The following is a 14,413-nucleotide window of genomic DNA, read 5'->3' as shown; positions in this document are numbered from 1 at the left end:
CCAATTATTCCCTGCAAATTATTTCAATGTCATTCCTCGACCAGTAGAAAAATCAGAACGCTGTGCTTGACGCTCCTTTTCAGGAGAAACAATCAAACCATATTCAGCCAAAGGGCCCTCTGGACCAATCATTTGATCAGAAAGAAAAAAGTCAACATACTCCCGTAAACCTGAAACAATATCTAAATGTGCTTTCTTAATATAGAAAAAAAGCGGACGAGAAACTGGATATTGTCCACTAGAAATCGTCTCAACTGTTGGCGCAAAACCGTTAATATCGGCAACCTTTAGCCTATCAGCATTATTTTGATAAAAAGACAAACCAAAAATACCGACCCCTGTTTTATTAGAAGTTAGACGCGCAAATGTTTCAGAATAATCACCATCAATATCAACCGCTTTTCCATCCTTACGTACCGCAATACAAGCAGTGTGTATCTCCTTATCATCCATTCCTAAAGACTTCATCACCTCAACTGCCCCACTCTCTTTACACCCAACAGTAAGTAATTTTTCCTCAAAAACTTCACGCGTCCCATGCTTCTCTCCAGGAATATACGCTGCTATCGTCCAATCAGGAAGAGCACTATTAACTGCACTCCATTTCAAAACATTATTCGGTTGCAACTTTCCGTCTATAATAATTCGAGCAGCAAGAGCTTTATAAACATCTACTGGCTTTAATTTCCAATCAGGACCCTTAATATCTGTTGCAAAAACAATACCATCATACCCAATACGTATTTCCTCAACATCTTTTACACCAGAATCAAAACAAAACTGTAATTCACTCGGCTTCATTGCTCGCGAAGCATTAACAATATCAACGGTGTTCTCCCCAACACCACGGCAGAATTCCTTAATACCAGCTCCTGTTCCACCCGATTCGATAACAGGAACCTTAAAATGGGGATAAATTTCTCCAAATGTCTCAGCAACAATCTTTTGATAAGGTAAAACTGTAGATGAACCAGTAATCTGTATTTGATCGCGCGCATTGCCTCCATTTGCTGACAGCAGTAGCGCAAAAATCAATCCCACTCCAATTGATAATACTCTGCTCATCTATAAACTCCCTAAAAATTGAGGACAAAGCCTCTTAATTTGTATCATACGGTCATTCTAGTTCACATTTACAACATAACAAATATAAAAAACAACATGGATCATTTTTTAAAAGCATGTTTTTGTCCTCTGTCAAATAAATTAATTTGAACGCTTGAACTCAATAACATCCCAAAACAAATGAGCAACATCTGTACCGCAGAAGCGTTTAATTTCACAAATTCCTGTAGGAGACGTCACATTAATTTCTGTTATATAATCTCCGATCACATCAATCCCCACAAAAAGAAGACCACGTTCCTTTAAGGCTGGACCAATGCGTTCACAAATCTCATAATCACGTTTTGTTAACTCAATATTTTCCGCGCGACCTCCAACATGCATATTAGATCGCACATCTGTTTTTGCCGGAATTCGATTAATAGCTCCAACGGGTGTACCATCAAGCAAAATAATCCTTTTATCTCCTTTTCGTACTGCCTCTAAATAGCGCTGAACAATAAAAGGTTCGTGATAAATTTCTGCAAACATTTCCAACAATGATGCTAAATTGCGATCATCTTGTTTTAAATAAAAAACACCAGCGCCCCCATTTCCATAAAGTGGTTTAACAATAATATCGCCAAATGTCTCTCTAAAAGCTGTTATTTCTTCAATATCTTTGGTAATTAATGTTTCTGGCATCAGATCAGAAAATTCAGTAACAAAAATTTTTTCTGGACTGTTGCGTACCCATGCCGGATCATTTACAACGAGTGTTTTAGGATGAATACGTTCTAACAGATGAGTCGTCGTGATATAATTGAGATCAAAAGGTGGATCTTGGCGTAAAAGAACCACATCCATATCTGTCAATTCCGTGCGAACAAGCTTTTCTAATTGATAGTGGCTTCCCTCTTTATCATGCACAATCAATGGCTCTAGTCGTGCAATCACACAACCATCACACAGAGATAAACGATCTGGTGTATAATGGAAAAGAGAGTGTCCACGTTCTTGTGCTGCTAAAGCGAGTGCAAATGTCGTATCTCCTTGAATCCGAACCGTTGAAATATGATCCATCTGAATGGCAATTTTCATAAATAAATCCTCCCTATCCTAAAAGCAGACTGGTCTATGCACCATAAACTTAGTAAACAATAAAAGAACTATGACAAGAGAAAATTTATGACACAAGAAACAGATACACAATTAAACAACAAAGAAATCGAACGCTATGCACGCCACATCATTTTGCCTGAGATTGGTGGTGCAGGGCAACAAAAACTAAAAAAAGCACGTGTTCTTGTTGTGGGCGCTGGTGGTCTTGGTGCTCCTGTCTTAACCTATTTGGCTGCAGCAGGTGTTGGAACCCTTGGAATTGTCGATAACGACATCGTTTCACTTTCCAATTTACAACGCCAAGTTATTCATAAAACAAATGCAATAAAAAAAAGAAAAACAGACAGTGCTGAAACAACTATAAAAGCAATAAATCCTCATGTTATAGTTGAAAAACACACCCTACGCTTAGATAAAAGTAATGTGGATAAACTGCTCAATGCCTACCACATCATTGTTGATGGAAGTGATAATTTTACGACACGCTATCTTCTTGCTGATCACGCTGCACAATGCAAAAAACCTTTAATAAGTGGTGCTGTAGAACGTTTTAATGGCTCATTAACCGTCCTTATGCCATATAAAGACAATAATCCTCACTATCGCGATTTATTTCCCACGCCTCCGGCTCACGGGACTATCCCAACATGCGCTGAAACTGGAATCATCGGTGCTTTACCTGGCGTTATTGGGACCCTACAAGCAATGGAAGTTATTAAAATGATCACAAATATTGGTGAACCCTTAGTGGGAAAAATTCTTCTCTACAATGGATTATTAGCGCAATTTAATATTATTACTTATAAACGCTCAAATTATAAGGAAAACGCCATAGTTATTAAAAAGCTTGGGGAAGCATGATTATGTCTCCTTCCGCACTAATTTTTAGCTCTCTCGCAATATGTATTGAAATACTGCTGTTTTATCATAAGTCATCGAAACACTGTAACCAATGGAAACGATTAAATTTATCACAAATATGGAAGACCTTTTGTGAAAAAATAATTCTCTATAATGGATTATCAGCATAATTTCATGTCATCGTCTATAAGCTGCCATCAGTATTCTTGTGTAAAAAAATTTCGAAGTAGATAAACGTATAATCAGCAGAACTCTATTCAACTATTTTACTATTCACACATAAAAATTGTTTCACATGAAAGTTTTTACTTCAAACCATAACCTATAAATAAATAATCTAAATCATATTTTAGTTATCGATACTATAAAAGTTCAATGATCTGTCCCTACACCTCTAACCTCAAGAGAAAACAGCTATTCATCAAGCATCATAAAACGCAGCTTAGGATTATTGCACGTATAAGAATAATCAATTATCTCTGTTCATAAGAAAAATACGTGGGTATTAATGTGTATAGAAAGATTAAGATAAACCTCATGGAGAGCTTTAATTATATAATTATTGCATTCAGAAGCAGAAAGCTGCGGCTCATGAATTAATAATCCTTCAACAATAATTTCACAGACAAGCATATGTAGAAAAAGTGAAGCAAAAGAATCTTGAAAACCAATCTGCAGATGACAGCGTAAAGAGTGCATTTTTATAAAAGATCTCTTTAAAACAAGCGAGTAAATATGTAACGTTAAATACGCTCTGTTTTGTGTGAGAGGCGTTCCCCCTAACAAAACATCAATAAGAGCTCTTTTTATAAAACCGTGAAACTAAAATTACAAAAAATCAGACTTCTTTCTAAAATTAACATCTATGGTATAAGTTAATTTGGCTCGTTCGCTTTATTATTATCCATTGGTAAAGGAACAGGATGGTCGGATAAACTACGTAAATAAAGCAAAAGATCAGCACGATCTTGGTCATTTTTAATTCCACGAAAAGACATAATGGTCCCAGGAAAAACTTCACGTGGAGAATGTAAATAACGATCCAAAGTGATAAAATCCCATTTTTGATCAGAATGAGAACGCAATGCCCGTGAATAAGCAAAACCTGCTGCTGATGCCAAAGGGCGGTTAACAATCTCCCAAAGAACTGGACCAACACGCCCTGCTTCATTGCGTCCAGAAGTATGGCATATGGCACATTGGCGAAAAAGTTTACGGCCATTTTCAAAATTGCCTTGTTGAAGACGGCTATTTAGTGATAGGGAAACATCAGATGCTTTTTGTTTTTCTTGAAATGTATCATTCTTGGCAACTGTATGATAATATTGGATTGATGTAGGATGATCGTAAACTATATTGCTAAGAATGGAAATCCCCACAATAATGGCCAACACACATAAACAAGCACAAATAAAATAAATAAATCTCGGGCGATTCATAAAAACTCAAATGTTCACGGTTTCATTACCATGTTTAGTTTAAGCTTTTTCTTTATAACACACAACATCATAAATGCATCACAGATGACATTTGGAATCTTACAATGGCTCTTGAACCAATTATTCTTATTCCTGCTCGTATAGGCTCAACCCGTCTTCCTCAAAAAGCTCTCGCTGAAATTGGCGGAAAGCCGATGATTGTTCATGTCGCAGAACAAGCCAAAAAAGCTGCAATAGGGCGTACGATCGTTGCAACAGATCATAATGATATTGCTAAAGCTGTTGCAGATTATGGGCATGAATGTATCATAACACAAGGTGACCATAAGTCTGGATCTGATCGTATTTATGAAGCTTTAATGCGTATTGATCCTGGACAACGTTACAATACCATTTTAAATATACAAGGTGACTTACCAACAATAATGCCTCGTGAAATCATTCATGCGCTACGCCCTTTAGAAAATAGCTTTACTGATATTGCAACCTTGGGTGCTCGAATCATTGAAGAAAATGAAAAAATAGATCCCAATGTCGTCAAAATCATTGGTACACCTCTTTCTCAAAATCGCCTTCGTGCTCTTTATTTTACGCGCACCACAGCACCTTATGGAGATGGTCCTCTTTATCATCATATTGGAATATACGCTTATCGGCGCGAAGCACTTGAGAAATTTATATCATTCAAACCCTCTACACTCGAGCAACGTGAAAAACTTGAACAATTACGTGCATTAGAACATAATATGCGCATCGATGTGGAGATAGTTGATACGATTCCCTTAGGCGTAGACACACAACGTGATCTCGATAGAGTACGTAAGATTTTAGCATGAAAATACTTAAAAAAACCAATAAAATTTCTTTCCAAGGAGAATACGGCGCTAATTCCCATATTGCTTGCTCCAATATGTTCCCCAATATGGATGCTGTTCCCTCTGCTACTTTTGAAGACGCCCTTAATTTAGTGGAAAGTGGGAAAGCTGATCTTGCTATGATCCCTATTGAAAATACTCTTGCGGGACGCGTTGCAGACATTCATCATCTTTTACCGCAATCATCTCTTTATATTATTGATGAATATTTTTTACCTATCCATTTTCAATTAATGGTTTTGCCCGGCGTTACATATGACGAAATTAAAACCGTCCACAGCCATACGCATGCCCTTGCACAATGCCGAAAAATCATACGAAACAACGGGTGGAAACCTGTTGTTTCTACAGACACTGCTGGAGCTGCAAAGTTTATTAAAAAAAATGCTAAACGTTCACAGGCTGCCTTAGCTCCTCTGATCGCAGCAGAACTTTATGGACTTGATATTCTAGAAAGGGATGTTGAAGATAACCCTCATAATATTACCCGCTTTGTCATTCTTTCACGCTCCAAACGACATGTCCCCAAGCCTAAAAATGGCGAAAAAATCATCACCAGTCTTCTTTTTCGAGTGCGCAATGTCCCAGCTGCTCTCTATAAAGCTATGGGAGGATTTGCAACGAATGGTATCAATATGACAAAATTAGAAAGCTATCAAATTGGTGGAAATTTCAATGCAACACAATTCTTTGTTGATATTGAAGGTCATCCTGAAGACCCGATGATGAAACTTGCCTTAGAAGAATTATCTTTCTTTTCTGCAGAACTGCGTATTATCGGTACTTATCCAGCACAAAACGATCGAACATCGTATATATAAAAGCAATTAAGCTGCCATCATTTTTTGCTGATATCAAATAGCATCGTAAAAATTTCATGATGCAACGCATCTTGGAAGAGCTTGTTTTTTCTACTCAACACCCTTCATAAACACTGAAGAAGAAAATTTAGCTCTCAAAACAATTCAAATTATTATACATAATAGAGCATTCAAATCTCTTAGACTGATATCATTCTGAACATGGTTTAAAGCTAGAAAATGCAATTTAGCCCTGCTTTTAGCATTAAGTTTGAACTTTCATTTTTATAAAAACTGATTTATGATTCATCTCACTTTAGAAAAAAGGAAAAGATAATGAAAAAAATCTTCGCGCAAGGATTATTAGCCGCAAATATTCTCGCCTACTCTAGTGTTGCATTTGCTGGCTTTGGTGAGAGAAAATGGAATTTTGCGCTGGATGAAAGTGTTGTGATCATCCCATCCGATATTATCCATCAAGGAGTTGAATACTCTTGTAGTATCTTTAAACCGAATAAAGTATCCTTCACTTTATCGTACTCTACCCCTTCTGATCTAAACAAATTGAGAATTGTTGTTGATGATGAAAAGAAAATAACCCATGATAAAGAAAAGAAGATCTTTACACTAAAAAATATAAAATCTCTTCATATAAGTTTTCCTTCGTCAGGACATTATATTTTTAAAAATATTACGAAGAAAAAAGTTGTTGGAACAAATTGTGACACAGGAGATTATGATTAATAATATTTCTATAACATCTAAATTTGAGTAGAGTTATTCTTTTTTCAGGTATTTTTTTCAAAATACGGCATGGTAAGCTATTAAAACTAATCGCTGAAGAGGTATTTTTATACTAATATGGAAAACCTTAAGCTGCTCAGAACATTAGACACTAAAAGACTTTTGCAAAAACTAAAAGGATAAACTTGAATTGTTCTGTATTTTCTACTATCAGAGCTATTTTTTTAATAAGAATATAACTTCTATCTTCGTAACTACTTTATTTTAAGTACTATAAAGCACATCGTACCTAAATCACTTAGATAAACAGAAAAGCAAAGTTTGCTCTATAGATGCATTCCTCGCTGCATTTTAAATCATACTCATTCAGCTTTTTGTAAAAGTTCATCTCGCTTTTCTCTCCTTGTTAAAGAATATAATTATTTGAAACTATAAAATGTCGCTTATATCGAATAAGAACCATTTTTATGCTTATAAAACCAATAACCCCCTTATTTCTATAGCGTTGAATGTTGCATCTTCTCTTGTATGAGCACAGTCACTTAAAAAATATATGAAATCTTTTCTCAAATGATGAAAATTCATATATTGATCCATCTTGTGATGAACATCAATGTTTTTTAATTAAAAGAACAAGCACGCAAAAAAGGAATCAAAATGCTTCTTATAAAGCCTCTCAAGTGCAAGGGATCGCAACATTGGGAATTGTTAATAGTATGAGGGCTCAAATTTATACTTTTATTAAGCATAAAGAGGGTAGTGCACAATGGATTTATACCTCAAGGGAAGTATGTATACTATTTACGAGCGGGGGTTGAAATATAGTTAAGAATACTGAGAAATAGCTCTTTAAAAAGCATGTGAATGGACAACATTAAGTTATTCTGTTTGGGATGTTCTGTTTTGTGTGAGAGGATCAACACCATTAAAGCAATATTTGCTAATTATTTAAATAGCACTCTTCCCCCTAACTTTCGAATGTTAGCCAATTACATGATCTATCTACTTTATTTGCTTCTTTGACTGTTGTAAATTTTTGATGATTCAATTTCGTAGTTTTAGAACAGACGTATCTATCCTAAAACTCTTACATATTTCAGCGAATGAGAATAATTATACATTCAGATTATCCTAAGCGAAAAAATATTTTCATACCAAATAAATATGAAGAGCTACTGCTATGAAAACTGATAAATCCATAATCTCTTTGTTGTTTATATGCCAATAAATTAAACGCAAAGAAAAATTCTTCGTCGTTCTTGGGATATTTTTCGTTTCTGAGCTTGATTTTTCATTCCAAATCGACAATATGAACTTGGGAGGTTGGTGGTGGACGAACTGCTCGCCAACTGGGTCAGGTCTGGAAAGAAGCAGCCCCAACGAGTTCTGGTACGGGTCATCGTACCAACCTCCTATTTTGCTGAAGAAATTATTTTTTATGCTGTCTTTTAACGAGGTACTTTTAATCTTCAGAGCGGCATTTGTATGCAGAAAATAAAGGCGTTTGGTTATTTTTTAACAAATTGTCCCATAAATAATTTGATTAAGAAAAAATCCTTTTATATGAGTCTACAGTATTGATCTATGCTTTTGTATTATCAAAATATACGCATACAGAACTTCGAAGTTGGAAATATTCATGGAAAATGTACCGGTAGAAACAGCCTATCGTGTTCTTGCTCGTAAATATCGACCCCAAAACTTCTCTGACCTCATTGGTCAAGAAGCTATGGTGCGTACTCTCACCAACGCCTTTGAAAAAGGTCGTATTGCACAAGCGTGGATGTTAACAGGGATTCGTGGCGTAGGTAAAACCACAACAGCACGTATTTTGGCACGTGCGCTTAATTATAAAACAAAAGATATTGACCAACCAACAACCGTATTGGACTCTCTTGGTGAACATTGCACACAAATTATCGAAGGACGCCATATTGATGTTATAGAAATGGATGCCGCTTCTCATACGGGCATTGATGATATTCGTGAAATTATTGAACAAATACGCTATCGTCCTGTTTCTGCACGTTATAAGGTTTATATTATCGATGAAGTACATATGCTCTCAACACAAGCCTTTAATGGTTTATTGAAAACTCTTGAAGAACCACCGTCCCATGTGAAATTTATTTTTGCCACAACAGAAATTCGCAAAGTTCCTATTACAATCCTTTCGCGTTGCCAACGTTTTGATTTGCGGCGTATTGAATCAAAAGCTTTGAGTGCACATTTGCGCCAAATTGCGAAATATGAAAAGGTAGAAGTAGAAGATCAAGCACTTTCTATGATTGCCCGTGCTGCAGAAGGATCTGCACGTGATGCATTATCCATTTTTGATCAAGCGATTGCCCATAGCAATGGCAATATTAATGCCATTGCGGTGCGTACAATGTTAGGATTAGCGGATCAAGCACGTATTATTGATCTTTTTGAAGATATCATGAAGGGCGATGTTGTCAATGCATTACATGAATTACGCAGTCAATATGAGGCAGGTGCTGATCCTCTTACTATATTGACAGAACTAGCCGATTTTAATCATTTGGTCACACGTTTACGTTTTACACCAGAAATAGTGGAAGATTTCTCACTGACTGAAGAACAACGTTTAAGAAGTTTAGATTTTTCAAAAAAACTTTCCGTTCCTGTTTTATCCCGAAACTGGCAAATGTTACTCAAAGGTTTACAGGAAGTTAATCAAACTACACGTCCGCTTCAAGCCGCTGAAATGCTTTTAATTCGTCTTGCTCACACGGCTGACTTACCAACTCTTGGTGAAGCTTTAAAAAAGCTTACGCAAGAAAAAAAACCTCTCACACTGGTTAAAAACTCTTCTCATCAAGAATTTACAAATGCAAATAATATAACAAAAGAAACAATGGTCGAAGCCCATGCTTCCTCGAACGTTTCAAATACATTATCAGATCAATCAGATTTAAAAACATCCTTGAAAAACCAATTAGATCATTCCTTACAACCGGAAAATTTAGTTAAACATCAAAACCCTGACAAAATCAACGTCCAAGAAGTAACAGAAACTCTTGAAACTTCTCAATCTATTGATCTTTCTGAAAAGATTACTCAACCTAAAACTCTAGTGATTGATTCTTTGCACGATATTGTTCAATTAGCCGAACAGCATAATGACGCTCCTTTCAAACTCCTTGTTAGAGAATTTGTTCATCCTGTTTCTTTTGAAGCTGGGCATATTACCTTAAGACTTTCTGAAAATACCCCACAATTTCTTGCTCATGATATAGAAAAAAAGATATCTCAATGGACTGAAAAACGCTGGACAATAACTTTTGTAAATGAAGGAGGTGGCCCAACCTTACAGGAGGAAAGTATAGCGATTCAAAAGACTCTTTTTTCCAATGCAGAAACAGATCCTGATATCGCGAAAATCCTCAACCATTTCCCAGAAGCAAAAATTGTCGATATTCGACTCAATAAAGAAGAAAATGATCTTGATTTACTCCCCAATACCTTTAAAAATGCTGATATTTTTAAAAATAAAAATGATATCAATGATGAATAAGGATACCTATTCCTATGCGTGAAATGATGAGCATGATGAAAAAAGCCAAAGAAATGCAAGAAAAAATGCAGAAGATTCAGGAAGAAATAGCTAATCTGCAAGCTACTGGCACTGCAGGGGGTGGTCTCGTCAATATCACTTTAAATGGCAAAAATATTATAACAGCAATTCAAATTGATCCTTCATTACTCAAACCTGAGGAAGCTGAAATTCTCGAAGATCTCATTATGGCAGCTTATAATGAAGCAAGAACAAAAATCGAAATCGCAATAGAAGAAAAAACCAAAAGTATAACGGCAGGGCTACCGCTCCCTTCAGGTTTCAAGCTTCCATTTTAATGAAACGGATTTTTTCCGTGGGACAAAAATATGTCTAAATACATTGCAGGACTTGAGATTGAACGTCTCATTCAGATTTTATCACGGATACCAGGTCTTGGTCCACGTTCAGCGCGTCGTGCTGCGCTTCATCTTATCAAAAAAAAGGAAACATTGCTGGAGCCTTTAGGAGCAGCTATACAAGCAGCTATAGAAAAAGTCGGCATTTGTTCTGTTTGTGGAAATGTCGATACCATTGATCCTTGTTCAATTTGTACAGATTTGCGCCGCGATGATACAACAATCATCGTTGTTGAGGATATTGCTGATCTGTGGGCTCTTGAGCGCGCAAAAACTTTAGCCGCCCGTTACCATGTATTGGGTGGACGACTCTCCCCCTTAGATGGAATAGGTCCTGACGAACTCAACATTTCCACCTTAATACAACGTGTTATACAAAATCCTATTACGGAAATTATTCTTGCCGTCAATGCGACTGTCGAAGGTCAAACAACTGCTCACTATATCACCGATCAGCTTTCCAATTTTTCAGTTAAAATTACGCGACTTGCTCATGGTGTTCCTGTAGGAGGCGAGCTTGATTATCTTGATGATGGAACTTTAGCGGCAGCTGTACAAGCACGAACCAATCTTTAAAACTTTTTCCTCTCCACCTTTAGCTCTTTAATGACGGGGGAATATTCAAATGCTAAAGAAAAACCTCTCATTTTTAAACGACCTTGGTCCTGGTATTTTAGTATGTTTATTCATATCAGCTTTAGCGTATGGTTTAGAAGTCTTGGAAAAGCAGCTTTTTGGGCAAGCATGGCTTGAAAATCTTGTTTTAGCAATTCTCTTAGGATCTGTTACCCGTAGTTGTTTTACTTTGCCAACATATTTTCAAAAAGGTATAACTTTTTGTGCCAAAATACTTCTTGAAATTGCTATCGTACTTCTAGGAGCAAGCATTAGCATTAACGCAGTGCTCTCAGCCGGTTTGAATTTACTTTCTAGCATCATATTCGTTATATTTATAACGATCCTCTTTAGTTTTGTTATAGGCAGACTTTTTGGACTTTCTGCAAATTTAGCAATGCTGGTCGCTTGTGGTAATGCCATTTGTGGCAATTCAGCTATCGTTGCAACTGCCCCTGTCATTCAGGCTAAACATGAAGATGTAGCGGCAGCAATTGCTTTTACCGCTCTTTTAGGGGTTCTTATTATTTTATTTCTCCCTTTTTTACAACCACTTTTGAATTTATCATTTAACCAGTACGGTGTACTTGCCGGCATGGTTGTTTATGCTGTACCACAGGTCTTAGCAGCAACAGCGCCAATATCTTTCGTGAGCGTTCAAATTGCAACAATTGTCAAATTGATGCGAGTTTTAATGTTGGGCCCTGTTATTTTTATCCTATCCATCATCTATCGTCGATCAGCACAAACACATTTTCGTCTACACACTCTCGTCCCATGGTTTATTATCGGTTTTATTATCATGATGCTTATTCGTTCAAGCGGACTTATTCCTGAAATGGCTATAAACCCGATCAGACTTATTGCTCAACTGTTCACGGTCATTTCAATGGCAGCCTTAGGATTAGGTGTTGATATCCGCTCATTAAAAAAAGCAGGATGGTGCGTTATTTTAGCTTCAACTTCCTCCATACTCCTTCTTGGCTCTTGTAGCCTTATCATGATAGGATTGAATGATTTGAATCATATAACATTTTGAAATATGCATTTATTATTATTTTCAACGGAGCATGCAATCAATCCAAAGGCTCATTAATATTAAAAACAGTTTTTTTATAAAAGCAGCAAAAGTTCTAAAAAACTGCTCATTATTCTATACAAAAAAAGAGCTGTGATATTAAGTGAAAACTGTCAAAATTACTTTTTCAATTAGCTTTTCAGTCCATAATGATTTGCAATGACGTAGTATCAAAGTACATAACTCATGCAAAACAATGCCATTTTTTTCATCTGCTCTCATTACGCTGAAGTTTTTATATTAAAGACTGATAGAATATGCTTTTATTGGGAAAAAATGTGGAGTCATGGCTTTCCCCCTTTTAAATTACTTTTACTTACTATGGAATAAAAATGGCATCATCATACTATTTGATAGCTCAAAATGTTTGTGACAATCCTTATATTTAAACGATTCGTGAAAGGCGTTTTTATTCTTTTCTTCAACAGTTTTTATTTACACCCTAATTCCGCTTGTAATATACAAGCTAATAACTTTAATTGTTTCACCATAAGTAGATTTGAAATAAGAAAATCTTACAATATTCAAGGTACTCATCCAAAAAGTGAAAACAAATAGGGATTAAATCAACATCTCGTTCTATCCCATAAAAAGATATTGTTACTTATTAGCACTGGTAACTTTCTTACAAATGAAATATACGATAATAAAAAGATTAAAAATACAGCAGGACTTTTGTTTATTGTTTTATTCAACTAAAATATTTTTATGCTTATCCTTGCTATAGATACTGCTTCAATTTATTGTGCTGTTGCGCTCATTCGTCATAAATCTGTTATTGCGCGTATCAATGAGCGCATGAACAAAGGACATGCTGAAAAACTTATTGGGCAGATTACACAAATAATGACACAAGCCAATATGACACTTGATCAAGTTGAACGTATTGCTGTCAATATTGGACCTGGATCATTTACTGGTGTACGTGTCGGTGTTGCAACAGCGCGCGCTTTGGCATTAGCACTTGAAATACCTGCTGTTGGAGTGAGTGCTCTTGAAGCGTTAGCAGCACAAGTAATAAACAGTAAAAATACAGCATCAGCAATTACTGTTGTCATTGAAGCTGGGAGAGAGATGTTCTACCATCAAAATTTTCATAATGATCTCACACCTTTGGGAGCGCCCGGATTAAAAACAATTGAAAGTATCCTCGAAGATTTGCCAAAAAAAACCCGACTGACTGGCCCAGCTGCTGATGTCGTTGTGGAACATATTAAAAGCCATAAAATAAACGAAAAAATTGTCCTAGAAAAAATCCCCTGCGAAGCGGCTGATATTGTAAACTATGCTTATCTTGCTGCGAACAAACAATCCAAAAATTCGCCTCGCCCACTCTATCTACGCAGCGCTGATGCAAAACAACAAACCAATTTTGCTTTACCACAAAAAAAATAATGCCCAAATTTTCATTGACAAAAAAAAATTTTGGAAGTGCTCCACTACAAGTTAATGATAGTGCTCCTCTTCATCAAATTCATCAACATTGTTTTACCCCGTCTTGGGGAAAACAAGCTTTTGATAATTTCTTAACAGATCACTCTATCTTCGGATACAAAGTTTTTCTCATTGATCGCTCTGATCAAATTTTAGGCTTTTGCCTATGCCGTCTCATCCTTGATGAAGCAGAAATCATCACAATTGCTGTTCACCCTCATTATCGTCAACAAGGAATTGGTACCTTTCTTATCGAAAGAACAGTTCACCATCTTCACGACAAAGGCGCTATAAAATTATTCTTGGAAGTAGAAGCCACAAACCTTTCTGCTTTGAATCTTTATCAACGCTTTGAATTTCAAAAAATTTCTGAACGTCTTGCCTACTACCCGTCAAAAAATGGTCGTGGTGATGCAATTATCATGCAAAAAACTTTTAAGTAAATAGATTGAGATTCGTGTAAAA

13 protein-coding genes and 1 other RNA gene are annotated in these 14,413 nt (G+C 36.1%); 11 read left to right on the top strand and 3 right to left on the bottom strand.

Going from position 1 to position 14,413, the window contains the following annotated elements; genetic code table 11:
* Nucleotides 1-18: 18 nt before the first annotated feature.
* Nucleotides 19-1,065 (bottom strand): PstS family phosphate ABC transporter substrate-binding protein, encoded by a 1,047-nt coding sequence (locus ACFIKO_RS02450; protein WP_375619550.1) that lies wholly within the window; start codon nt 1,063-1,065, stop codon nt 19-21.
* A 141-nt stretch (nt 1,066-1,206) separates the two neighbouring features.
* Nucleotides 1,207-2,145 (bottom strand): glutathione synthase, encoded by a 939-nt coding sequence (gene gshB / locus ACFIKO_RS02445; protein ID WP_375619549.1) that lies wholly within the window; start codon nt 2,143-2,145, stop codon nt 1,207-1,209.
* An 87-nt stretch (nt 2,146-2,232) separates the two neighbouring features.
* On the opposite strand from gshB, the gene ACFIKO_RS02440 reads away from it, so the two are divergent.
* On the top strand, nt 2,233-3,027 hold the full coding sequence (locus ACFIKO_RS02440) for a molybdopterin-synthase adenylyltransferase MoeB (protein WP_375619548.1): 795 nt from the start codon (nt 2,233-2,235) through the stop codon (nt 3,025-3,027).
* Between the two features lie 875 nt (nt 3,028-3,902).
* On the opposite strand, the gene ACFIKO_RS02435 is transcribed toward ACFIKO_RS02440, so the two are convergent.
* Nucleotides 3,903-4,466, bottom strand: a complete 564-nt coding sequence (locus tag ACFIKO_RS02435) for a c-type cytochrome (RefSeq protein WP_375619547.1) — start codon at nt 4,464-4,466, stop codon at nt 3,903-3,905.
* A 104-nt stretch (nt 4,467-4,570) separates the two neighbouring features.
* Between ACFIKO_RS02435 and ACFIKO_RS02430 the strand changes: the two genes are divergently transcribed.
* From ACFIKO_RS02430 to rimI, 10 genes are all read left to right on the top strand, one after another.
* On the top strand, nt 4,571-5,302 hold the full coding sequence (locus ACFIKO_RS02430; RefSeq protein WP_375619546.1) for a 3-deoxy-manno-octulosonate cytidylyltransferase: 732 nt from the start codon (nt 4,571-4,573) through the stop codon (nt 5,300-5,302).
* Nucleotides 5,299-6,162 (top strand): prephenate dehydratase, encoded by an 864-nt coding sequence (locus ACFIKO_RS02425; protein ID WP_273787808.1) that lies wholly within the window; start codon nt 5,299-5,301, stop codon nt 6,160-6,162. Before ACFIKO_RS02430 ends, ACFIKO_RS02425 begins: the two co-directional genes overlap by 4 nt.
* Before the next feature lie 315 nt (nt 6,163-6,477).
* Nucleotides 6,478-6,885, top strand: coding sequence for a hypothetical protein (locus ACFIKO_RS02420; protein ID WP_375619545.1), 408 nt, complete (start codon nt 6,478-6,480; stop codon nt 6,883-6,885).
* 1,318 nt (nt 6,886-8,203) lie between these two features.
* Nucleotides 8,204-8,301: signal recognition particle sRNA small type (ffs, locus tag ACFIKO_RS02415), an RNA gene on the top strand.
* A 223-nt stretch (nt 8,302-8,524) separates the two neighbouring features.
* Nucleotides 8,525-10,423 carry a DNA polymerase III subunit gamma/tau gene (locus ACFIKO_RS02410; RefSeq protein ID WP_375619544.1) on the top strand — a complete coding sequence of 633 codons (1,899 nt, stop codon included), beginning with the start codon at nt 8,525-8,527 and terminating at the stop codon, nt 10,421-10,423.
* 14 nt (nt 10,424-10,437) lie between these two features.
* Nucleotides 10,438-10,761: a YbaB/EbfC family nucleoid-associated protein gene (locus ACFIKO_RS02405; RefSeq protein ID WP_375619543.1), complete on the top strand. Its 324-nt coding sequence runs from the start codon at nt 10,438-10,440 to the stop codon at nt 10,759-10,761.
* A 30-nt stretch (nt 10,762-10,791) separates the two neighbouring features.
* On the top strand, nt 10,792-11,397 hold the full coding sequence (recR, locus tag ACFIKO_RS02400; protein ID WP_375619542.1) for a recombination mediator RecR: 606 nt from the start codon (nt 10,792-10,794) through the stop codon (nt 11,395-11,397).
* A gap of 49 nt (nt 11,398-11,446) precedes the next feature.
* A complete protein-coding gene (locus tag ACFIKO_RS02395) occupies nt 11,447-12,475 on the top strand; it encodes a YeiH family protein (protein WP_375673185.1) in 1,029 nt (342 codons plus the stop codon).
* A gap of 747 nt (nt 12,476-13,222) precedes the next feature.
* Complete coding sequence (gene tsaB / locus ACFIKO_RS02390; protein WP_375619540.1) at nt 13,223-13,909, top strand: tRNA (adenosine(37)-N6)-threonylcarbamoyltransferase complex dimerization subunit type 1 TsaB; 687 nt, start codon at nt 13,223-13,225, stop codon at nt 13,907-13,909.
* The gene (rimI, locus tag ACFIKO_RS02385; RefSeq protein WP_375619539.1) at nt 13,909-14,391 is read left to right on the top strand and encodes a ribosomal protein S18-alanine N-acetyltransferase; all 483 of its coding nucleotides are present in this window, start codon (nt 13,909-13,911) and stop codon (nt 14,389-14,391) included. The genes tsaB and rimI overlap by 1 nt, the downstream gene beginning before the upstream one ends.
* Nucleotides 14,392-14,413 lie beyond the last annotated feature (22 nt).

It is taken from the genome of Bartonella sp. TS82HLJMH (assembly GCF_042193495.1).
Classification (GTDB): Bacteria; Pseudomonadota; Alphaproteobacteria; order Rhizobiales; family Rhizobiaceae; genus Bartonella; species Bartonella grahamii.
This window is presented reverse-complemented; position numbering and strand designations above follow the sequence as displayed.

Bases quoted from the DNA above. Each gene is read 5' to 3' on its own strand.
- ACFIKO_RS02450 (WP_375619550.1), bottom strand. From the start codon at position 1,065: ATGAGCAGAGTATTATCAATTGGAGTGGGATTGATTTTTGCGCTACTG.
- gshB (WP_375619549.1), bottom strand. From the start codon at position 2,145: ATGAAAATTGCCATTCAGATGGATCATATTTCAACGGTTCGGATTCAA.
- ACFIKO_RS02440 (WP_375619548.1), top strand. From the start codon at position 2,233: ATGACACAAGAAACAGATACACAATTAAACAACAAAGAAATCGAACGC.
- ACFIKO_RS02435 (WP_375619547.1), bottom strand. From the start codon at position 4,466: ATGAATCGCCCGAGATTTATTTATTTTATTTGTGCTTGTTTATGTGTG.
- ACFIKO_RS02430 (WP_375619546.1), top strand. From the start codon at position 4,571: ATGGCTCTTGAACCAATTATTCTTATTCCTGCTCGTATAGGCTCAACC.
- ACFIKO_RS02425 (WP_273787808.1), top strand. From the start codon at position 5,299: ATGAAAATACTTAAAAAAACCAATAAAATTTCTTTCCAAGGAGAATAC.
- ACFIKO_RS02420 (WP_375619545.1), top strand. From the start codon at position 6,478: ATGAAAAAAATCTTCGCGCAAGGATTATTAGCCGCAAATATTCTCGCC.
- ACFIKO_RS02410 (WP_375619544.1), top strand. From the start codon at position 8,525: ATGGAAAATGTACCGGTAGAAACAGCCTATCGTGTTCTTGCTCGTAAA.
- ACFIKO_RS02405 (WP_375619543.1), top strand. From the start codon at position 10,438: ATGCGTGAAATGATGAGCATGATGAAAAAAGCCAAAGAAATGCAAGAA.
- recR (WP_375619542.1), top strand. From the start codon at position 10,792: ATGTCTAAATACATTGCAGGACTTGAGATTGAACGTCTCATTCAGATT.
- ACFIKO_RS02395 (WP_375673185.1), top strand. From the start codon at position 11,447: ATGCTAAAGAAAAACCTCTCATTTTTAAACGACCTTGGTCCTGGTATT.
- tsaB (WP_375619540.1), top strand. From the start codon at position 13,223: ATGCTTATCCTTGCTATAGATACTGCTTCAATTTATTGTGCTGTTGCG.
- rimI (WP_375619539.1), top strand. From the start codon at position 13,909: ATGCCCAAATTTTCATTGACAAAAAAAAATTTTGGAAGTGCTCCACTA.